This is a genomic window from Thalassotalea ganghwensis (assembly GCF_053485795.1).
In genome coordinates this window covers 1-20386 of sequence record NZ_JBQRUM010000030.1, presented here as the reverse complement: position 1 = coordinate 20386, position 20386 = coordinate 1, and the positions used below count along the sequence as shown (strand labels likewise).

Here is a 20386-nt window from a genome sequence, read left to right as displayed (position 1 = left end):
GAGGTGTACGATAACGCATTGTTTTCAATAGTTACCGTACCACCATCAGAAGCGGTTGCTTCACTAATGGTTAAAGAGTCACCATCACTGTCCGTATCATTAGCTAAAACATCTATAGTAAGAGCTTCACCAAGCGTTGCACTCGCACTATCATTAGTCGCGGTTGGCGCATTATTAGTATCGACAGGAGTGTCAGGTGTATCAGGAGTGCTGGAACTGCTGCCCCCGCCACAAGCGGCTAAACCAAGTGAAAGTATAGCGAATGGAATAAATTGAAGTTGTTTTTTCATGTAAGTGTCCTTTTTTATTTGAACTTATGTCCATAATGCTTGAATTGAACTCTATCAAGTTTAGATGGCTTTTTAATATTCGCCACTTGTGCTCATGCAGAGCCACCTCTTTGTTTACAAGTGGGTTATTTGCGGCGTTAGGATTAGTTACATAGAAAAGTGTCCGTTGCATTTGTGCAATATGCTTGCTTTTCAATCAGTAAATACAGGGGAAATGCTTTCAATTGAGGGGATAAAGAGGGAACAATAAACCGACACTAATTGCCAGTTTATTGTTACACAATGTTGTTTTAAAGCCTGACATGCTCTTTTAGATAGCTGAATAACTGCTGGTAGTGTTTAGCGGGTTTTTCTGCTTTCTTTTCTTTTGCTGCCAAGCGAATAAGCTGTCTTAATTTTTGACGTTCTAAACTGGTATGCTCACTAAGCGTTGATTCTACGGTATTATTGTCACCTTCGATGAGTTGATCACGCAAATTTTCAAGCTTTATATGTTTAGTACTTTCTTGCTGATGCTTATTAGCCATCACATCCAGTGCTTGTTTTATTGGTGCTAAATCTGTTTCTAGAAGTACTTTGGCCATAAAGCGAACATGACGACGCAGTGCTTCTGGCTTGTCTTTGATTTTATCTGCAAGCATTAGGCATTCTTTAAGCTCTTCACTAAAAGGTACTTTGCTGCGTTGATGCTTAGAAAGTTTAACTAAAGACATTGCAAATTCTTGCAATTGTATCATTTCACGCTTTATTTCGGTTTTACTTTTGAATTCTTCATCGAATTCATGTGCAGACTCGGGCATAATACTTATATATAAAAATTAATCATTGATAATGGCTAGTATACAACATTCTGTGCACAGCAAACCACAATGTCAGTTAGCTACTTTATCAATGACGAGATATTTAAAGAGAGATATTCACCCTAATGGCAGAATCAAATAGCATCATTAATCAAATGGAACTTGTCGAGTCGCGCGTTGCCGAAGTATTAGCATTAGCGAAATCTTTAGGAGCGGATGCCGCGGAAGTATCGATGAGCAAGCAACAAGGCTTAAGTGTATGCACGCGCTTGGGAGAGGTCGAAACCGTTGAGTTTACCAATGATGGTGCGTTGGGGATTACCGTCTATCAGCAAGGGCGTAAAGGAAGTGCTTCAACCGCTGATCTTTCTGATGGTGCTTTGAAACAAACGGTACAAGCAGCCGTCAATATTGCCAAGTACACATCAGTGGATGAGTTTTCAGGCATTGCTGATAAAGCTTTGCTGGCGATGCGGCCTAAAGATCTTAATTTATATCATCCAAAACCGTTAACGACTGATCAGGCTATTGATATCGCCAAAGAATGTGAATTGGCTGCACTTAAAAGTGATGCGCGCATCACCAACTCAGATGGTGCAACGTTAGCTAGCTTTGAAGGGTTCAAAGTTTACGGTAATAGTCATGGACAATTAGTAGGCTATCCTAGCTCACGTCATAGTTTAAGTTGTGTTGCAATAGCGAATGATAAAGAAGATATGCAACGTGACTATGCTTATACCATTAATCGCCAATTTGATTTAATGGATGACGCCAAAAGTGTTGGTGAAAAAGCGGCGCAAGAAGTGTTGTCGCGTTTACATAGCCAAAAATTGTCAACGCGTAAAGTACCGGTTATGTTTCGTGCCGATATAGCCAACACTTTTTGGGGGCATTTTATTTCAGCAATTAGTGGTGGCAACTTATACCGCAAGTCGTCATTTTTATTAGACGCTATCGGTCAGACTATTTTCCCTGACCATTTGACCATTGAAGAACGCCCACATATAGAGGCCGCATTGGCAAGTAGTGCGTTTGATAGTGAAGGTGTCGCGACCATTGATAGAAACATTATCGAACAAGGGAAACTCGCAACCTATTTGTTAACAAGCTATTCAGCGCGAAAACTTGGCCTCACTACCACAGGACATGCTGGCGGTATTCATAATTGGTTGGTCTCAGCTAATGGTGGTAATTTCGAAAAAATGTTACAACAACTTGGTACTGGCTTGCTTGTTACCGAGTTGATGGGACAAGGTGTCAATGTGGTCAATGGTGACTACTCTCGTGGGGCTGCAGGTTTTTGGGTTGAAAATGGTCAAATTCAATATCCAGTATCTGAAATCACTATTGCTGGTAACTTAAAAGATATGTTTAAAAATTTGGTCGCAGTAGGCACTGACACTGACATGCATGGCAGTATTAGAACGGGCTCATTATTGCTCGAAGAAATGCAAGTTGCCGGTAACTAACGCTCGATACTCAAGCATTTAGCGACTTTATTGCAATTATCTTAATAATAAAGTCGCAGTTCCTAAGAAGGCGAATATACCGACAACATCGGTGATGGTAGTTAAAATAACGCTGCCAGCGAGTGCAGGATCAATTTTCATTCGTTTTAGTAACAAAGGAATAGCAACACCAGCAATACCTGCCGCGGTCATGTTCATTAACATGGCAAAGGCAATGATACCACCTAACATTATATCCTGCTTCCAGATGGCGACAACAGCGGCGATGAGTATTGCCCAAATCAGGCCATTTAAAAAACCGACCGCGAGTTCTTTATAAAGTAGCGCTTTAGCGTTACTTTCTCCAACGTGACCAAGTGCGATACCGCGGATGACAAGCGTAAGCGTTTGATTGCCTGCGACACCACCCATACTTGGTACTAGCGTATTTAAAATCGCTAATATCGCGAGCTGACTTAAGATATCTTCAAACATTGAAGAAACGGCTACAGCTAATAACGCTGTGATCAGGTTAACCCCCAACCAAATTGAACGCTGTTGCGTACTTTTTACTACTGGTGCAAAAGTATCTGCTTCATCATCTAAACCCGCCATACTAAGCATTGAGTGTTCTGCTTCTTCCCTGATAACATCGATTATGTCATCAATGGTAATACGACCTAAAAGATGGCGCTCTTTGTCAATAACGGGTGCTGAAAACCAATCGTATCGTTCAAAAAGTTGAGCAACTTCACTTTCTGGTGTATCGGCATACACGGCTTCTATTTCTTCGTCTATTAAGCTTGATACGATCACTTCAGGTTTCGCTGTGACAATGGCAGCGAGAGAAACAGAACCGATAAAATGATTTTGACGATCGACAACATAAAATGAATCCGTGGATTCGGGGAGTTCGCCTTTAAGGCGTAAATAACGTAAAACAACATCGACAGTAACATCGGGGCGCAGGGTGATGGTATCGGTGTTCATGATACCACCAGCAGTGTCTTCTTCATAAGATAGCGCCGTTTCTACACGACCTCTATCTTGAGAGTCCATTGACGCTAATACTTCATTATAAACCGTATCAGGCAGTGTTCTAAGAACTTCTGCTAAGTCATCGATATCCATTCCTTCGGCCACTGCCGCGAGCTTCTCCGGTTGGATATTTTTTAAGATGCCTTTACGTACTTCTTCATTAAGCTCTTCGAGAACTTCACCGTGGTGATCGGGATCAATGAGCTGCCAGAGAATGGTACGGCTTTTTGAGGGCGTAGATTCAAGTATTAATGCAAGATCATACGCCGGCATGTTTTGCAGTAATTTTCGCACATAAACAAACATCCCGCTGCCAAGTGCTTCATTAACTTGCTGCAGGGTTTTATGGCTATTTTCTTGTTCTAACGCTTCCGGCATATTGCTACCTTGTGCCGTTATTGATTGAAAACTATTTTACTGGTGAATTTAGCGTCACATCTCAGACTTAGTTATTGTTTTGCTTTTGAAGACTGGTTTTTTTGTAAACGCTGACGGTAAGTGTATCTTATAATTGTTTTTTTTTCAGCAAAATTTATCAAGGACGTAATTGGGGGTTAAGGAAAAAAGTGCTTTACTCGGCTTCATTGAATTTATCATTAAACAACTGGCAGACCTCCTTTAGGGCAATTTCTGCATCATCGCCTTCGGTGATCACCTTGACCACCTTTCCTTTACTACCCGCTAGTAACATTAAGCCCATGATACTGCTAGCATCAACGCTTTTGTCATCTAGCGCTACGGTAATGGTTGCACTAAATTTTTGACTAAGTTGTGCGAGTTTGGTTGCGGCTCGAGCATGTAAGCCAAGTTTATTGGTGATTTTTAGGTCTCTTTCAAAACGTGTCATGTGCTTTTTACTGATACTTTATTAAATTAAGTCGATGATTTATCGATATCTCGGTGTCGTGATTGCACGTCTTGGCGCTCTTTTCTTAAATTGTTAGCAAGAAGCTCAGCGATATAAACAGAGCGGTGCTTGCCTCCAGTGCAACCAATTGCAATGGTAATATAGCTACGATTATTTCGCTCAAGGTGCGGTAGCCAAGTCATAAAAAAGCTATTAATTTGCCAGATAAACTTAGTCACGATTGGTTGAGCACCTAAAAAATCTTTCACGGGTTGGTCTAAACCGGTATAGCTTTTTAGTTCTTTTTCCCAAAATGGGTTTGGTAAAAATCGCGCATCGAAAACATAGTCAGCATCCTGTGGTACACCATGTTTAAAGCCAAATGACTCAAATACAACCACCATCTTGCCGGTCTTTTTGCCAAGAATGCGCTCCCTGATAAGATCTGCAAGCTGATGAGGGGTTAGTTGACTGGTATTGATATATAAATGAGCACGACTAGAAATTGGTTCTAACAACTTTTTTTCTAAACTTAACGCTTGATCAAGTGCGATGTTTTGCTTAATCAAAGGGTGTAAACGACGGGTTTCACTGAAGCGCTTTATAAGGTCAGAGTCATCTGCGTCTAAATAGAGGATGTTGAGTTCAACAGTTGTTGGTAAGTAGTCAAGTATCTCTGAAACGTCGTTTGGATCATCAGGTAAATTTCGAACATCGAGACTGACTGCAACGGTTTCGTAATCGTTGATAACCGTATGTGTTAAAGCAGGTAAAAGGTTTACCGGAATGTTGTCGACACAATAATAGCCTAAATCTTCAAGAATTCTTAACGCGACACTTTTACCTGAGCCGGAGCGACCACTTACGATGGTTAACTTCATGAATATGCCTTATAAAAAAGCTGAGGGCGATAGTAACATGGTTTATTTGCCTAACTTAGCTGGCTTGCTGAATAAGTGCAAACATTTCTTCAGATGTTGTACTTTTTCTTAATTCTTTGCAGAATTGTTTATCACTAAAAAGTTGAGCAATACTTTGTAGCGTACTTAGATGTGCTTGGCACTCTTGTTCGGGAACAAATAATGCGACAAAGATGTCTACGGGGCGATTATCAATAGCGTCAAAGTCAATCGGCTGTTCACTGGTTGCTAAGACAACGATCGCTTGCTCTGTATCTGTTAGGCGACCGTGCGGAATTGCGATACCTCCACCGATGCCAGTTGAGCCCATTTTCTCTCGAGCAATTAAACTTGCCAATAAATCATAAGTGGAAAATTGTTTGAGATGTTCAGAGGCTTTTTCACTGAGTAGTTCTAAAATCTTCTTTTTGCTAGAAGCGTGGACTGCACATAGTGTGCAGTCCAGCGATAGCATTTCAAGTAACTTCATAATGCGGGTACGCGGCTAACTTAATAGCGTTAATGTTGGTTAATTTTGCCTTTGTATTTTAATATTTGACGATCAAGTTTGTCGACTAAGCTGTCAATTGAAGCATACATATCACCATTTTCGGCTTTTGCATGCACTTCGGTGCCATTTAAGTGGACGGTTGCTTCTGCAATTTGGTTAATTTTTTCAACAGTTAGTACCACATAAACGTTGTTGATATGGTCAAAATGTCGCTCTAGTTTTGCGAATTTAGTATTAACGCTATCTCTTAAAGAATCTGTAATTTCAACATGGTGACCAGAAAGATTAATTTGCATGGGCTTAAATCCTTATTGTTATGTTTACTTAAAGCAAACTTTTACGTTGATTTGACGGAGGGATAGATAATGATTCGCGATATTTTGCAATGGTTCTGCGTGCGACATTAATACCTTGCTCCGCCAATAATTCAGCCATTTTGCTATCACTGAGTGGCTTAGAAGGTAATTCAGCAGCGACCAGCTTTTTAATTAAAGCTCGAATAGCCGTTGATGAACATTCTCCACCATTTTCAGTACTAACATGACTTGAGAAGAAGAATTTTAATTCAAATATACCGCGTGGTGTATGCATGTATTTTTGCGTGGTTACACGAGAAATTGTTGATTCATGCATGTCGACCGCTTCAGCGATATCATTTAAAACCATAGGGCGCATAGCCTCTGGGCCGTGTTCAAAAAAGCCCTGTTGTCGTTGAACTATGCAATTAGACACTTTTAAAAGAGTTTCGTTTCGACTTTCTAAACTTTTTATAAACCACTTTGCTTCTTGCAGATTGGAACGAATAAATTGACTGTCGGCTGAAGACTTCATCGAGCGAGCCATAGAAGCATAATGTTGATTTACGGAAAGTTTAGGTGCGGTATCTGGATTAAGTTCAACGACCCAACGGCCATTCTTTTTTTCAACCGATACATCGGGAATGACGTATTGATCATCACTTTTTATTACCGAGTCTCCCGGTCGTGGATCAAGCGATTGAATGAGACGAATGACTTCTCTTAGTTGATCTTCTTTTAAACGGGTTTTACGCATTAGTTGACGATAATCACGATTACCCAGTAAATCGATATAATCTTTAACGACTATTTTACTTTCTTTTAGCCAAGGCGTTTGTGCGTCAAACTGATTTAATTGAATTAATAAACATTCGGCTATACTGCGCGCACCGACACCTACGGGATCAAACATATTGATGCGTTTTAGTACCGCCTCAACTTCGTCAAGCTCAACATCATCTATACCAATACTCTCTAAAATATCTTCTGCGCTAACCGTTAAATAACCAGCATCATCAATGGCATCGATTATTGCGGTTGCAATGGCGCGATCGGTTTCAGTAAAAGGGGTTAAGTCCATTTGCCAGCGTAAATGATCTTGAATCGAGTCTATGGTTTCGCCTTGATAAGTGTAATCTTCACTCACACTGCCTATACCACTGCTTGATACGCCAGCACTGAAGCTTTCATCCCATGTGGTATCGATATTAAGCTCTTCCGGGATATCGGTTTTATCCATCGCTTCAGTGGTTGAAATTTCATCGATGGTTGGCGAAGAGTCTTCACTACCATCGCTAGTTTTGGATTCTGAACTTGTCGCTGAAAAACCTTCTTCTAGGTGATCTTTTTCGTTCTCTTGATTGTTATTATTTGATTCATCAATTTCTAAAAGCGGATTACTTTCTAAGGCCTCTTGAATTTCTTGTTGAAGGTCTAATGTTGACAACTGCAACAGCTTAATTGCTTGCTGCAACTGCGGAGTCATTGTCAATTGTTGTCCAATACGGAGCTGTAAACTAGGGCGCATTTACTTCCTTCGGTTCCTATAATTATTATTGACGTTCATTTTACTCTGGTTAATAGATACTATAACGTAAATTGTTCACCAAGATATACATCTCTTACTATCTGATTAGCAAGAATTTCTTGAGAATTTCCTTCCGCAATTAACTCACCATGACTCACGATATAGGCATGTTCACAAACATCTAACGTTTCTCGTACATTATGGTCTGTGATTAAAATACCAATTCCTCGTTGCTTTAAGTGTAGAATAATTTTTTTTATATCACCTACAGAAATTGGGTCAACACCAGCAAACGGTTCATCTAACAAGATAAATTTAGGGTCTGCAGCTAGCGCCCGAGCAATTTCAACACGGCGCCGCTCACCACCAGATAAGCTCATCCCTAAATTATCTTTAATATGACCAATATTAAACTCTTCTAATAAATGCTCAAGCTTATCTTGACGTTCAATGTCGGAAATATCTTTGCGAGTTTGTAGAATCGCCATAATATTATCAGTGACACTGAGCTTTCTAAAAATAGAAGCTTCTTGAGGCAGATACCCAATTCCTTGACGAGCACGTTCATGCATTGGAAGCAGGGAGATATCATGCTGGTTGAGCTCAATTGTGCCATCATCGTGGGGTACTAAGCCAACAATCATATAGAATGAGGTGGTTTTACCAGCACCGTTAGGGCCAAGTAGACCGACAATTTGCCCTTCTTTAACCATCAAGCTAACGTCTTTAACAACTCGACGTCCCTTGTATGATTTTGCTAAATTTTTTGCACAGAGAATTGCGTTGTCCATAGGCTATTTTTTATCAAGTTCTTTGGGTTGTAATACGGTTTTAACGCGATCATTCGCTTCACTGTCAGCACTAACCTGTTCAGTGACAAAGTTGTAGGTGATAATACTGCCGCTGACTTTACTACCTTCCTGTCTTAATTCAGCATCACCTGAAATCACGACGATATTTTCTGAAGGTTGATACTTTATTTCGTTAGCTTGTAAATAGATTGGCGTGCCATCTTCAAGCTTTTGCTCAAATGTGGCTGGCTTGCCTTTCGCCAAGTACGTTTTTTCGCCAGTGGTGTTGTCAGTAATGACTTGAACTAAATCCGCTTTGATTTGCAATGAGCCTTGGCTAATAACCACATTATCAATATAACTAAATACTTTATTTTTTAAATCTGCTGCTTGCCTAGAGGCATCAATACTTATCTCTTGCTTTAAATCTAATTCTGCCGCATTAACGGAAGCGAAAATGCTCGAGCCGATAAGCAAAAGTGTGTTAAGGGTGATTCGTTTTGAAAATGGTTTGTACATGCTCTGTCAACGTCATTTGTTTAGTGTTTAAGTCTACGATCAATCCTGAGCCATACATAGTAAAATCTTTTCCTTCAATTACGATGGTTTGCTCAGTACTAATGATATTGGTATTTAAATCAAGCTCTAAATAGCGTCCATGTATTTTGTTTATCAAACTTTCTGCGTCCGTTGATAATAATGTCACTCGATTTTCTAACCTGACTCGGTTGTTACTGTATAGAGTGCCTTCATTGGCTTTAAGTTTCCACGGAGAGGGATTATTTTTGCCATAGAGGGTATATTGTGGAAACTCAAAGTGGGTAACGGCAAGCTCGGAATAATGTTCCATACGTTGAGCATCAATAATATAAGAAAGCTCACCCTTTGCGTTGTAAATATTACTATTAAGTGATTCAGCGATAAAATCAGGTGTTAAATCGTCACTAATAATTTGTGGATCTTGGTTAGCGTCCTGTCGCCATTCAAGATAGAAGTATATCGAGGAGGCGGCAATGAAAAAACTGAGTAATAGTCCGGTAGTGCGGGTCATATACTAGCACCAGAAGCCAATTGAAGAGTATTTTGACATTGCATAATAATGTCACAGGTCTCTCGAACCGCTCCAAAGCCCCCCCGAATTGTGGTTCTATAATCTGAAATAGCCAAAATTTGAGGATGGGCATCATTGACCGCTATCGCCAGACCAACATATTTCATGCAGTCATAATCAGGCATGTCGTCGCCGATATAAGCAACTTGATCAGGTGAAAGGTTTAAGCCTTCTATGATATTTTTTAAGGCGGGTAGTTTGTTTTCTTCACCTTGAACAATATGTTTGACATTTAATGCTTGCATACGCTTTTCAACGATCATTGAACGACGACCCGTAATTACGGCAACATCTACTCCGTTAGCGCCGAGCGCTTTAATGCCAAAGCCATCTTTAGTATGAAATGCTTTGAGCTCTTCGCCGTCATTACCTAAATAAATTCGCCCATCAGAAAAGACACCATCAACATCACAGACAAACAACTTTATCTTTTTGCATTTTCTCACCAGATCTTCATCGATATCGCCATACCAGGTTTGCATCACAATACTCCTGATTTTAGTAAGTCGTGCATGTTCATTGCACCGATAGGAACATTGTCTTCGTCGACAACAATTAAGCCATTGATTTTCTTCTCTTCCATAATTTGCAGCGCTTGGGCTGCTAACATTTCTTTATTCGCGACTTTAGGATTGCGCGTCATCACTGATTGGATTGTATCTTGATGGATGTCGATTTTAGCGTCCAAAATACGTCGTAAATCACCGTCTGTAAACAGGCCTATTAATGCGCCTTGTTCATTGACAACAGCGGTCATTCCCAGCCCTTTAAGTGACATTTCAACCAAGGCGTCTTTGATTTTTGCTTGGCTACCCACAACCGGTAAACGTTCACCTTGATGCATGATATCAGCTAAGCGCAACAATAATCTCTTACCTAAACTACCGCCTGGATGAGACAATGCAAAATCATCAGCGGTGAACCCTCGAGCATGGAGCAGACTAACCGCAATAGCATCCCCCATTACTAAAGTCGCTGTAGTACTTGATGTTGGTGCGAGACCAAGCGGACAAGCTTCGCGTGACACCTTGATACAAATATGGTTATCGGCAAGTGTTGCTAATGTTGAATCAGGATTACCTGTCATACTGATAAGTGTTGCGCCGATGCGCTTTATCACAGGGATTATCGCTAGTACTTCGCCTGTTTCTCCAGAATTTGAAATGGTTAATACCACGTCGTCTTTAGTGATCATGCCTAAATCACCATGACTAGCTTCACCCGGATGGACAAAAAATGCTGGAGTACCGGTACTTGCTAATGTTGCCGCGATCTTTCCACCTACATGGCCTGATTTACCCATGCCAATAACAATAACTCGGCCCTGACAGTCGTACATCGACTGGCAAGCTCTGGCAAAGTTGTCATCAATAAACGCAGCAAGTTCACCAACCACTTGTTGCTCTATATTGATCACTTCAAGTGCCTGTTGTTTAAAGTTAATGTTCATAATATTAAGCCTTTAATTGACTAAATAAGAGCACTTGATAGCTAATGAAAGTTAACACCAAAGCAAAACCTTTGAGGCGCGTAATTCTAAAGTTCCCCCAGCGACGGGTAAAACATAAGAAAAATAACATCAGGGTAACACCTAACATATAAGGCGCATCACGTAATGACGCATCCTGATCGATTTCGCCAGGTGCAATTAGACCAGCAAGCGATAACACCGCTAAAATATTAAAAATGTTGGAACCAATAATGTTGCCAAGTGCTAAATCGTCTTCTTTTTTAATAATACTCATGATGCTTGCTGCAAGTTCAGGAAGACTCGTTCCGATGGCTATAACGGTTAATCCAATCACTAAGTCGCTAATGCCGAATGCTTTGGCGATGAACACTGAGGAGTCAACCAGGTAGCCTGCACTTACAGGTAGCAGCGCCATTCCAATGATTAACCACATGATTGATTTGCCAGTGGTTGTCGCTTCAGGGACTTCACTTTCCGCTTCTATTATCATTGCATCATCTAATTCATTGTTCTTGGCTTTACGTAAACTAATCACTAGCAAAGTAACAATGTAAAGCACGAATCCAGCCATTAATATTAGTCCTTCAGTGAAACTGAAGTGATGGTCAAAGAGCATAATATAGGCAAGTGCAGTTATCGCTAATACTAATGGAATTTCGCGTTTTACCGTCATTGAAGATACGGATAATGGGTGCATTAGTGCAGTGATGCCGAGAACTAAAGCAATATTAGTAATATTAGAGCCAATGGCATTTCCTATAGCGGTGTTAGGGTTGTCTTGCATTGAAGCGGTTGCGGCGATCATCATCTCAGGTGCAGAGGAGCCCATGGCAACGATTGTCAGACCGATGATCATTGGTGCAATACCTAAATTACGTGCTAATGACGACGCACCATAAACGAATTTATCGGCACTCCATACTAAAACAATTAACGACACTAAAAGAATAAAAATTTGTACAAACATTCACGACTCCCAAATTACAGCTAAATTGTCGCTGGTTGTTAGTAAAAATAAAAGGGGAAATAGATAATTAGATTAAAAAAATTGATTATAAACGATTGCGGCTCGATTTCGCGACAGAATATTTATACGCTGACTCATCTATAGCTCCTATTAATCGTTAACATTCGTTTAATTCTTACATTTTCTTACGTTTTTATCTCATTTTTATATCACTAATTGGTCAATTTTTTCGATATTTCTAATGCAGTCACGTTCTCGCTAAGGTAAAATTGTCCACTTAACAAATTAATAAACAGTGATGTTGCATAAAAAGATACCTATGTCCCAACCGTTAGTAGAAATAAAAAATATAACCTTCAAGAGAGAAGAGCGCGTCATATACGATGATATCAGCTTATCGATCCCTAAAGGCAAAGTGACGGCGATTATGGGGCCTAGTGGTATTGGCAAAACAACGCTATTACGCCTAATTGGCGGACAAATACGGCCTGAAAGTGGCAGTATTTTATTTGATGGACACGATATTCCGAAATTATCGCGCTCGGCCTTATATCAAGTGCGTAAACGCATGAGTATGCTTTTTCAAAGTGGTGCTTTGTTTACCGACATGTCGGTTTATGAAAATATTGCCTTTCCGATTCGAGAACATACTAATTTATCCGAACGTATTATTGAAAAAATGGTTTTGATGAAATTAGAGGCGGTAGGACTTCGTGGTGCGCGTAATCTATCGCCAAGTGAACTTTCCGGAGGTATGGCTCGCCGCGCTGCCTTAGCTAGAGCGATAGCCTTAGATCCTGAGCTTATTTTATACGATGAGCCATTTGCAGGGCAGGACCCAATTTCGATGGGGGTTATTGTTAGGCTGATAAGTGAGTTAAACCAAACGTTAAATTTAACCTCGGTTGTTGTATCTCATGATGTACCCGAAGTCATGAGTATTGCTGATTATATTTATATCATTGCTGAGAAAAAGATTATTGGTCAGGGAACCCCTACCGAAATTATTGAACAAACGTCTCCTTTAGTGCAGCAATTTGTAAAAGGGGAAGCTGATGGGCCGGTACCATTCCATTATAATGCCGCACCTTATCAAGAAGAGCTTATCGGGAAAGGATTGAAGTAATGCAAGCGATTCAGTTATTAGGTCAAAAAGTTATCGCTGTGGTTTCTGGGTTGGGAAGCGCAATATTGATGTTGCTTTCGTCGCTACTTCACTGGCCCAATATTCGCAAAGGTTATCCACTGTTGATGCAACAGCTGTATTCTGTTGGCGTACTCTCGTTGATCATCATTGTGGTCTCAGGGTTATTCATTGGTATGGTTTTGGCACTTCAAGGCTATACTATCTTAGTAGGCTACGGTGCTGAGGCGAGCTTGGGACCTATGGTTGCGTTATCGTTACTTAGAGAGTTAGGGCCGGTGGTTGCTGCATTGCTTTTTGCTGGGCGCGCAGGGTCTGCATTGACCGCAGAAATTGGCTTAATGAAGGCAACAGAGCAGTTATCAAGTTTAGAAATGATGGCGGTAGATCCTCTAAGAAGAGTGATTGCGCCAAGGTTTTGGGCTGGTTTTATCAGTTTACCTTTATTGGCGGCGATATTTTCGGCGGTTGGTATATTAGGGGCTCATTTAGTCGGTGTTGACTGGCTTGGGGTTGATAGTGGCACATTTTGGTCGGTAATGCAGGCGCAGGTGTCATTTGAAAAAGATATTGTAAATGGTTTTATCAAAAGCGTTGTTTTTGCATTTGTGGTGACTTGGATAGCCGTATATAAAGGTTACAGTTGCATACCAACATCGGAAGGAATTAGTAGGGCGACTACTGCAACCGTGGTCCAGTCGTCGTTATTAGTGTTAGCGTTAGACTTTGTGCTAACCGCATTAATGTTTACGAAGTGATGATCATTTAAATGGTCTTATTATTAGAAGTTTTCGTTTTTAAAAGAGTTTGGTGAGAGACATGGTGTCGAAAAAAGTAGAGTTATTGGTAGGCTTCTTTGCGGCGATTGGTATTGCTGCTTTATTGATGTTAGCGCTAAAAGTGGCTGACAGCGGCATATCAGGCAATGGTGAGACGTATCAACTTTATGCGAAATTTGACAATATTGGTGGTTTGAAAGTTCGTTCACCGATTAAGGTTGGTGGTGTCGTTGTTGGTCGAGTTAGCAACATTAGCTTAGATCCTGACGATTATACGCCAGTGGTGACGCTAGAAATTTACGCACAATATAATCAGTTCTCTGAAGCAACTTCAGTATCTATTTTGACTGCTGGCTTGCTTGGAGAGCAATACATCGGCTTATTACCCGGGTTTATGGATGAATCAATAGGGACTTTAGTCAACGGGGATTACATCGAAGACACAAAACCGGCACTTGTGCTGGAAGAGTTAATTGGTCAGTTCTTGTTTAGCCAAGGTAACGATTAAATAGGAAGCAAGGTATGTTAAAAGTATTTCAAGTAATAAAAAGTATAGCGTTAGCGCTTATCATTGTTATCAGTACGAGTGCTTATGCGGTTGATAATAAAGATCCTTATAAGTTGGTTCAGACGGTCGCTGATCTAACATTTAAGCGTTTTGCCAATGAGCAAAATGATATTCAAAAAGATGCTAATATTCTTAAAACGATTGTACGTGAAGAACTATTACCTTATATCGATTATCGTTACGCAGCCTTTAAAGTGATTGGTGGACAAAATTTCAGAAGTACAACGAAAGAAGAACGAGCTGAGTTTACTAAGGCGTTTCGAGAATATTTAGTAACGTCATACGCGCAAGTCTTTACCTTATATAAGAACCAAGAAGTTACTTTTGAGCCGGCAAAAGACTATAGTGACAGAAATGTTGTTGCTGTTAATACCGCAGTAATTGAACCCGGTAGACCACCGATTGATATTTCATTTCGCGTTCGTAAGAATAAAAAAACTAATGAGTGGAAAGCCTATGATATGGTGGCTGAAGGCGTGAGCTTACTGGATAGTAAACAAGCGGAGTTTAGTAGCTTAATCCGTCAAAAAGGGTTGCCGCATGTCACTGAGATGTTGATTGAAAAAAGTGCCAAAGACATTGTTTTCAAACAAGGTTAATAACATGATGACGGTCGATGTAAAAATTGAAAATGACTTGATTTCCTTATCAGGTCATTTAACTCAGCAAACGATTACATCAACGCTTGAAAAGCAAGCTAAGCAGTTTATCGACGGCCAAACATTAGTGGTTGATCTAGCTGCGGTTGATAAAGTTGATACGGCTGGGTTAGCATGGCTACTTACTTTGGTAGAACTTGCTAATGGTAGACAATGTCAGATCCATTTTAAGAATTTATCTCAAGAATTACGCAATTTATCTAAATTAACTGCGGTAGATTCTTTCTTGCCAGTCCAATAACCCCTATAATCCTAGCAATTAGTTTTGCTAGGAGAGTATTTTGGACGTTTCACAAATAGAAAACTTGATTAATAACGCATTGGAACTTGATGAACTTCACGTAAAGTTTGATGGCTCACAATGTACAATTATCGCAGTTGCTGATTTTTTAGGTGATTTATCTCGCGTTAAAAGACAGCAAGCAATATATGCCCCATTAGCACCAGCTATCAATGACGGTTCTATCCACGCCGTTACGATAAAAACGTTCACCACATCAGACTGGCAACGTGAAAAAATGTTTAATCTACCCCTGTAACCAATAACAATTAAAGAGATACACTTGGACGCATTTAAAATAACCGGTGGTAAGCCACTTAAAGGTGAAGTTACCATTTCTGGAGCCAAAAACTCCGCACTTCCTATTCTAATGGCGACTTTACTGTCGGAAACACCTATTGTCATTTCTAACGTACCTAAACTTAATGATATCAACACTACCTTTAAGTTGCTCACTCAGCTAGGTGCGAAGGTGAGTTGGCAGGATGAAAGCTCTGTTAAAATTGACGCCAGTCAGGTTGATCAACATAAGGCATCTTATGATCTTGTCAAAACAATGCGAGCGTCTATTTTAGTACTTGGCCCATTGCTGGCACGTTTTGGTCATGCTGAGGTCTCGTTGCCTGGTGGTTGTGCTATAGGTGCTAGACCGGTCAATTTACATATCCATGGCTTAAAATTAATGGGCGCTGATATAGAGGTAGAGAATGGTTACATCATCGCTCGAAATAAAGGGCGTTTAAAAGGTGCGACCATTTTTATGGATACGGTCAGTGTCACTGGTACTGAAAACCTTATGATGGCGGCTGCGCTAGCCGAAGGCACGACATTGATTGAAAATGCTGCCCGAGAGCCTGAGATTGTTGATTTAGCGCATTGTCTAAATGCCATGGGAGCTAAGGTCTCAGGAGCCGGTACTGATACACTAACTATTGAAGGTGTGCCGACGTTAAAAGGCAGTGAATATAAAGTGATGCCAGATCGTATCGAAACTGGTACTTTCTTAGTGGCGGCTGCGGTTACTCGAGGTGATGTCAAATGCGTAAATACCGATCCCCATGCCTTAGATGCTGTGATAAGTAAATTGCAGGAAGCCGGTGCCACGATTACGACAGGAGATGATTGGATCCGCTTATCAATGGATAAACGCCCTAAAGCCGTTAATATTAAAACAGCTCCACATCCTGCTTTTCCAACAGATATGCAAGCACAGTTTGTCGCGCTAAATGCGATTGCAGAGGGGGCTGCGACAACAACAGAAACTATTTTTGAAAATCGTTTTATGCATGTACCAGAGCTTCAACGGATGGGGGCCGATATCTCTCTAGAAGGTAATATTGCTTTGACCAAGGGGGTTGAAAAACTGACGGGGGCACAAGTAATGGCAACAGATTTACGCGCATCGGCAAGTTTAGTTATCGCAGGCTTAGTGGCAACAACGGAAACAAGGGTTGACCGTATTTACCATATTGACCGAGGTTACCAAGCAATAGAAGACAAATTGCAAGGCTTAGGCGCTAATATTGTTAGAGTCAGTGCGAGTTAATAGGGAATCGATGTAAGGTTTGATTTTTAGCCAAAAGCCAGACTAATCTCTGGCTTTTCTTTATCTCTTTTCTTGTATCGTCACTGGTAGGTCTATCGACATTTCGCCTCGATAGAGTTTGAAGTTCAGTACAGTGCCAGGTTTCGTTTCTGCTACAATATCAAGTGCTTGGCTAATTGAGTGAATTTCAATATTATCGATTTGATAAACGACGTCATTTGCTTGTATACCAGCAAGTTGCGCGGGACTTCCTGGCTGGACACTCTCGATCATAAAGCCTTTCGACAAATTGTAAACCGAGTTAGTGCTAACTCCCAACCAACCTCTAATAACTCTTCCATTTTCAATGATTTGTAACATGACTTTGTAGGCGAGTTTATAAGGGACTGCAAAGAAAATTCCTTGAATCCCCAATTGTGGGTTAATAAATTTACGCGAATTAATACCCACTAACGTTCCGTTGGTATTAACCAAAGCGCCACCTGAATTTCCTTCGTTAATGGCGGCATCCATTTGAATAAACTCTTGATAGCTGGTACTACTGAGGCCATTTCGGCCAGTGCCACTTATAATGCCTTGGGTCACGGTTTGGCCAAGATTTAAAGGATTACCGATAGCAAGTACAACGTCACCGACATTGGACACTAAGTTTTGATCCTGAGGGATAGTGGGCAAGTTTGTGGCGTTAACTTTTAATACCGCAAGGTCGGTATAGATGTCATAGCCGATAAGTTCAGCGTGATAGTCAATGCCACTTTGTAATACAACCCCGATAATATCTGCGTTCTGAACAACGTGATAGTTAGTTAAAATATACCCATTTGGATCCATAATTACGCCCGAGCCAAGTGCAGTCGTGCGCTGTCCGCGATTATAGTTAAAAGCACTTTGGATTTTATCAGAGTAAATATTGACAACGGCTGGGCTCGATAGACTAACCGCACGCGCGTATGACAGCGGTTGCTCATTATTCGTTGCGGGAGAAAAAATATTCCACCAGCTATCGTTGCTTTGTCTTAATTCAGGAAGCAATACGAGTAAAACAACTGCAAAGATAACTCCGTAGCTTGCTGAATTTATTACGTATTTTATCGAGCTTTTGATATTCAAATGAATTGCGCCTTTTGGCGATTATTATTATCTTGTTGGTTATCATAACCTAACTACAGGGCAGAATGAACTGCCTTTTCGTGATCAGTGTTAACCAGGGTATGTATTTATTTGGCCACTTCTATCTTAACCTCAGGTTTGTATAAAAAACACATCTAACATTTATCTAATTTCTTAATTTTTGATAGTAGTACATAGAAGATAACGTCGTAGAACGTTAGATAAACACTCACTGGTTTCATCTGATTTTTTGGTTGTACTAGCTGATATTTGACCATACCGTTTTAGCTGTAAAATTGAAATCATAACAATAAATTTGTTTCAATAATCAATGGCGCTTTTATGATGAATCAGCAACATTTTTTGGAATACAAAAGAGTTAAACACTACTATTAAAATCTATAGCGTTAAATTTTAAGGTATTAATGAGAATGGACGACAACATTGTTATTGAGAGTTCCGAGCATAAGTTAACTTTGCGCAACCTGAAGTTGAGTGACTATGCTGATCTCAAAGATATTATGGATGTAGTTTATCCTGATATGGGTGGTGCCTGGCCTGAAAAACAGTTTAAGGCGCAATTGGCCAATTTTCCTGAAGGTCAAATATGTATTGAAGATCACGGTAAAGTGATTGCTGCGGCGTTTTCACTTATTGTCGACTATGAAAAATTTGGTGATCACCATACTTATAATCAAGTCACAGGTGATGCTTACTTAACCACACATGATCCTCAAGGTGATGTTTTATATGGAGCAGAGGTTGTTGTGCATCCTGACTACCAGGGCATGCGACTAGGGCGTAGGCTTTACGAGGCGAGAAAAGAATTATGTGAAAATTTAAATCTTAAATCGATTGTTGCCGGTGGTCGTATACCGAATTATCAATATCATGCTGATAAAATGTCGCCACAAAAGTACATTGAGCTTGTTAAAAAGAAAGAGATTTATGACCCTATTTTGACCTTTCAGCTCTCAAATGACTTTGAAGTAAGGCGAGTCCTTACTGCATATTTGCCTGAAGATAAGGAATCAAAAGGGTATGCTACCTTATTGGAATGGACTAACTTATACTACGAAAATGATAAGTCACCTCTATTTGGCGCCGTAAAAAAAACGGCTCGTGTTGGCTGTGTTCAATGGCAAATGAGACCTTTAAACTCCCTTGAAGAACTTATTCAACAGGTAGAGTTTTTTATTGATGCATTATCTGACTATCAATGTGACCTGGCGTTATTACCGGAGTTGTTTAACGCACCATTGATGGGGATAGAAAAGCATACCGATTCCATTGATTCTATCAAAGCGCTAGCTGAATTCTCCGGACAAATTATTGAGGCTATATCACGCCTTGCTGTAAGCTATAACATCAATATTATTGCCGGTTCTTTACCCGTGATCGAAGATAAACAGTTATTTAACGTCGCCTATTTTTGTCGCCGAGATGGCACGATAGAGTCGCAATATAAAATACATCCTACACCACACGAAAAGAATGCGTGGATTATGCAAGGTGGGGATGGTTTGAGTGTATTTGATACAGATTTTGGTAAAATTGGTATTTTAATTTGCTATGACATCGAGTTCCCAGAGTTAGCTCGCCTACAATCAGAGCAGGGGATGCAATTATTGTTTGTACCTTTTTGGACCGATACAAAAAATGCCTATCTTCGCGTTCGTTGTTGTGCGCAAGCTCGGGCTATTGAAAATGAGTGTTATGTTGCAATAGCCGGAAGTGTTGGAAACCTTCCTAATGTCGATGGAGCGGACATACAGTATGCGCAATCTGCGGTTTTTTCGCCATCAGACTTTTCTTTCCCACATGATGCGATTATGGCGGAAACGACGCCTAATACCGAAATGACGTTAATTGTCGACCTTGATTTAGAAAAGCTAAATTCATTACGAAACGAGGGGTCAGTAAGGAACTATTTAGACCGACGCCGCGATCTCTATCATATTAGTTGGCAAGGAAATGAAGAGAGTAAAAAGAAACGTAACGATTAAGGGTCATGGTACATCACCTTGTTTTTATGGCATTTTAAATGCTGTTTCGGGTGGTTAATCTAATGAAAACGATGCGACCTGTGAGTTGAATGTAAAAAGGTCCTGAGTAGGACCTTTTTTGCTTTGATTAGCGTCATTTAATCACTCAGCGTAAATCATGTTTAAACGAAGACAGCGCCCATTTGAAATTTCTACTTCGTTATTGCCTATTTATGGGGAATAACCACATGACATAGGCTCTGTCTTGTATAAACTTCAAATGAACTGCTGCAAAAATGTACATCAAAGATCAACACG

At 40.3% G+C, this 20386-nt stretch carries 24 protein-coding genes; 9 read left to right on the top strand and 15 right to left on the bottom strand.

What is annotated here, in order from left to right:
• The coding region (locus ACSLUH_RS18770) for an Ig-like domain-containing protein (RefSeq protein ID WP_448569876.1) at positions 1 to 290 on the bottom strand (290 nt) is incomplete at its 3' end.
• 290 nt (positions 291 to 580) lie between these two features.
• On the bottom strand, positions 581 to 1090 hold the full coding sequence (gene yjgA / locus ACSLUH_RS18765; protein WP_448569874.1) for a ribosome biogenesis factor YjgA: 510 nt from the start codon (positions 1088 to 1090) through the stop codon (positions 581 to 583).
• A 125-nt stretch (positions 1091 to 1215) separates the two neighbouring features.
• On the opposite strand from yjgA, the gene pmbA reads away from it, so the two are divergent.
• Positions 1216 to 2559, top strand: a complete 1344-nt coding sequence (gene pmbA, locus ACSLUH_RS18760; RefSeq protein ID WP_448569872.1) for a metalloprotease PmbA — start codon at positions 1216 to 1218, stop codon at positions 2557 to 2559.
• A gap of 36 nt (positions 2560 to 2595) precedes the next feature.
• Here pmbA and mgtE read toward each other — a convergent pair whose 3' ends face one another.
• The 12 genes from mgtE to ACSLUH_RS18700 all read right to left on the bottom strand — a co-directional run bounded on the left by mgtE (position 2596) and on the right by ACSLUH_RS18700 (position 11997).
• On the bottom strand, positions 2596 to 3954 hold the full coding sequence (mgtE, locus tag ACSLUH_RS18755) for a magnesium transporter (RefSeq protein WP_448569870.1): 1359 nt from the start codon (positions 3952 to 3954) through the stop codon (positions 2596 to 2598).
• Between the two features lie 193 nt (positions 3955 to 4147).
• Complete coding sequence (locus ACSLUH_RS18750) at positions 4148 to 4423, bottom strand: HPr family phosphocarrier protein (protein WP_448569868.1); 276 nt, start codon at positions 4421 to 4423, stop codon at positions 4148 to 4150.
• A gap of 26 nt (positions 4424 to 4449) precedes the next feature.
• On the bottom strand, positions 4450 to 5304 hold the full coding sequence (gene rapZ, locus ACSLUH_RS18745) for an RNase adapter RapZ (protein ID WP_448569866.1): 855 nt from the start codon (positions 5302 to 5304) through the stop codon (positions 4450 to 4452).
• A gap of 55 nt (positions 5305 to 5359) precedes the next feature.
• Positions 5360 to 5812 carry a PTS IIA-like nitrogen regulatory protein PtsN gene (gene ptsN, locus ACSLUH_RS18740; RefSeq protein WP_448569864.1) on the bottom strand — a complete coding sequence of 151 codons (453 nt, stop codon included), beginning with the start codon at positions 5810 to 5812 and terminating at the stop codon, positions 5360 to 5362.
• 29 nt (positions 5813 to 5841) lie between these two features.
• Positions 5842 to 6129 carry a ribosome hibernation promoting factor gene (hpf, locus tag ACSLUH_RS18735; RefSeq protein ID WP_448569862.1) on the bottom strand — a complete coding sequence of 96 codons (288 nt, stop codon included), beginning with the start codon at positions 6127 to 6129 and terminating at the stop codon, positions 5842 to 5844.
• 28 nt (positions 6130 to 6157) lie between these two features.
• A complete protein-coding gene (locus ACSLUH_RS18730) occupies positions 6158 to 7657 on the bottom strand; it encodes an RNA polymerase factor sigma-54 (protein WP_448569861.1) in 1500 nt (499 codons plus the stop codon).
• A gap of 59 nt (positions 7658 to 7716) precedes the next feature.
• Positions 7717 to 8448 (bottom strand): LPS export ABC transporter ATP-binding protein, encoded by a 732-nt coding sequence (gene lptB, locus ACSLUH_RS18725; protein ID WP_448569859.1) that lies wholly within the window; start codon positions 8446 to 8448, stop codon positions 7717 to 7719.
• A gap of 3 nt (positions 8449 to 8451) precedes the next feature.
• A complete protein-coding gene (gene lptA, locus ACSLUH_RS18720; RefSeq protein ID WP_448569858.1) occupies positions 8452 to 8967 on the bottom strand; it encodes a lipopolysaccharide transport periplasmic protein LptA in 516 nt (171 codons plus the stop codon).
• Entirely contained in the window at positions 8933 to 9499 is a 567-nt protein-coding gene (lptC, locus tag ACSLUH_RS18715) for an LPS export ABC transporter periplasmic protein LptC (protein ID WP_448569856.1), read from the bottom strand. Before lptC ends, lptA begins: the two co-directional genes overlap by 35 nt.
• Positions 9496 to 10044 carry a 3-deoxy-manno-octulosonate-8-phosphatase KdsC gene (gene kdsC / locus ACSLUH_RS18710; protein ID WP_448569854.1) on the bottom strand — a complete coding sequence of 183 codons (549 nt, stop codon included), beginning with the start codon at positions 10042 to 10044 and terminating at the stop codon, positions 9496 to 9498. Before kdsC ends, lptC begins: the two co-directional genes overlap by 4 nt.
• Positions 10041 to 11012 carry a KpsF/GutQ family sugar-phosphate isomerase gene (locus ACSLUH_RS18705; RefSeq protein WP_448569878.1) on the bottom strand — a complete coding sequence of 324 codons (972 nt, stop codon included), beginning with the start codon at positions 11010 to 11012 and terminating at the stop codon, positions 10041 to 10043. The genes kdsC and ACSLUH_RS18705 overlap by 4 nt, the downstream gene beginning before the upstream one ends.
• 1 nt (position 11013) lies before the next feature.
• Positions 11014 to 11997: a calcium/sodium antiporter gene (locus ACSLUH_RS18700; RefSeq protein ID WP_448569852.1), complete on the bottom strand. Its 984-nt coding sequence runs from the start codon at positions 11995 to 11997 to the stop codon at positions 11014 to 11016.
• Between the two features lie 319 nt (positions 11998 to 12316).
• Here ACSLUH_RS18700 and mlaF point away from each other — a divergent pair, with 319 nt between their 5' ends.
• From mlaF to murA, 7 genes are all read left to right on the top strand, one after another.
• On the top strand, positions 12317 to 13123 hold the full coding sequence (mlaF, locus tag ACSLUH_RS18695) for a phospholipid ABC transporter ATP-binding protein MlaF (protein ID WP_448569850.1): 807 nt from the start codon (positions 12317 to 12319) through the stop codon (positions 13121 to 13123).
• Positions 13123 to 13899: a lipid asymmetry maintenance ABC transporter permease subunit MlaE gene (mlaE, locus tag ACSLUH_RS18690; RefSeq protein WP_448569848.1), complete on the top strand. Its 777-nt coding sequence runs from the start codon at positions 13123 to 13125 to the stop codon at positions 13897 to 13899. The genes mlaF and mlaE overlap by 1 nt, the downstream gene beginning before the upstream one ends.
• 61 nt (positions 13900 to 13960) lie before the next feature.
• Positions 13961 to 14428 carry an outer membrane lipid asymmetry maintenance protein MlaD gene (gene mlaD, locus ACSLUH_RS18685; RefSeq protein ID WP_448569846.1) on the top strand — a complete coding sequence of 156 codons (468 nt, stop codon included), beginning with the start codon at positions 13961 to 13963 and terminating at the stop codon, positions 14426 to 14428.
• 14 nt (positions 14429 to 14442) lie between these two features.
• On the top strand, positions 14443 to 15087 hold the full coding sequence (locus tag ACSLUH_RS18680) for an ABC transporter substrate-binding protein (RefSeq protein WP_448569844.1): 645 nt from the start codon (positions 14443 to 14445) through the stop codon (positions 15085 to 15087).
• Positions 15088 to 15091: 4 nt separating this feature from the next.
• Positions 15092 to 15388, top strand: coding sequence for an STAS domain-containing protein (locus ACSLUH_RS18675; RefSeq protein WP_448569843.1), 297 nt, complete (start codon positions 15092 to 15094; stop codon positions 15386 to 15388).
• Between the two features lie 40 nt (positions 15389 to 15428).
• Positions 15429 to 15686: a BolA family protein gene (locus ACSLUH_RS18670; RefSeq protein ID WP_448569841.1), complete on the top strand. Its 258-nt coding sequence runs from the start codon at positions 15429 to 15431 to the stop codon at positions 15684 to 15686.
• A gap of 24 nt (positions 15687 to 15710) precedes the next feature.
• Positions 15711 to 16973 carry a UDP-N-acetylglucosamine 1-carboxyvinyltransferase gene (murA, locus tag ACSLUH_RS18665; RefSeq protein ID WP_448569839.1) on the top strand — a complete coding sequence of 421 codons (1263 nt, stop codon included), beginning with the start codon at positions 15711 to 15713 and terminating at the stop codon, positions 16971 to 16973.
• Between the two features lie 60 nt (positions 16974 to 17033).
• Here murA and ACSLUH_RS18660 read toward each other — a convergent pair whose 3' ends face one another.
• Positions 17034 to 18083 carry a trypsin-like peptidase domain-containing protein gene (locus ACSLUH_RS18660; RefSeq protein WP_448569837.1) on the bottom strand — a complete coding sequence of 350 codons (1050 nt, stop codon included), beginning with the start codon at positions 18081 to 18083 and terminating at the stop codon, positions 17034 to 17036.
• Between the two features lie 431 nt (positions 18084 to 18514).
• On the opposite strand from ACSLUH_RS18660, the gene ACSLUH_RS18655 reads away from it, so the two are divergent.
• The gene (locus ACSLUH_RS18655) at positions 18515 to 20089 is read left to right on the top strand and encodes a GNAT family N-acetyltransferase (RefSeq protein WP_448569835.1); all 1575 of its coding nucleotides are present in this window, start codon (positions 18515 to 18517) and stop codon (positions 20087 to 20089) included.
• Positions 20090 to 20386 lie beyond the last annotated feature (297 nt).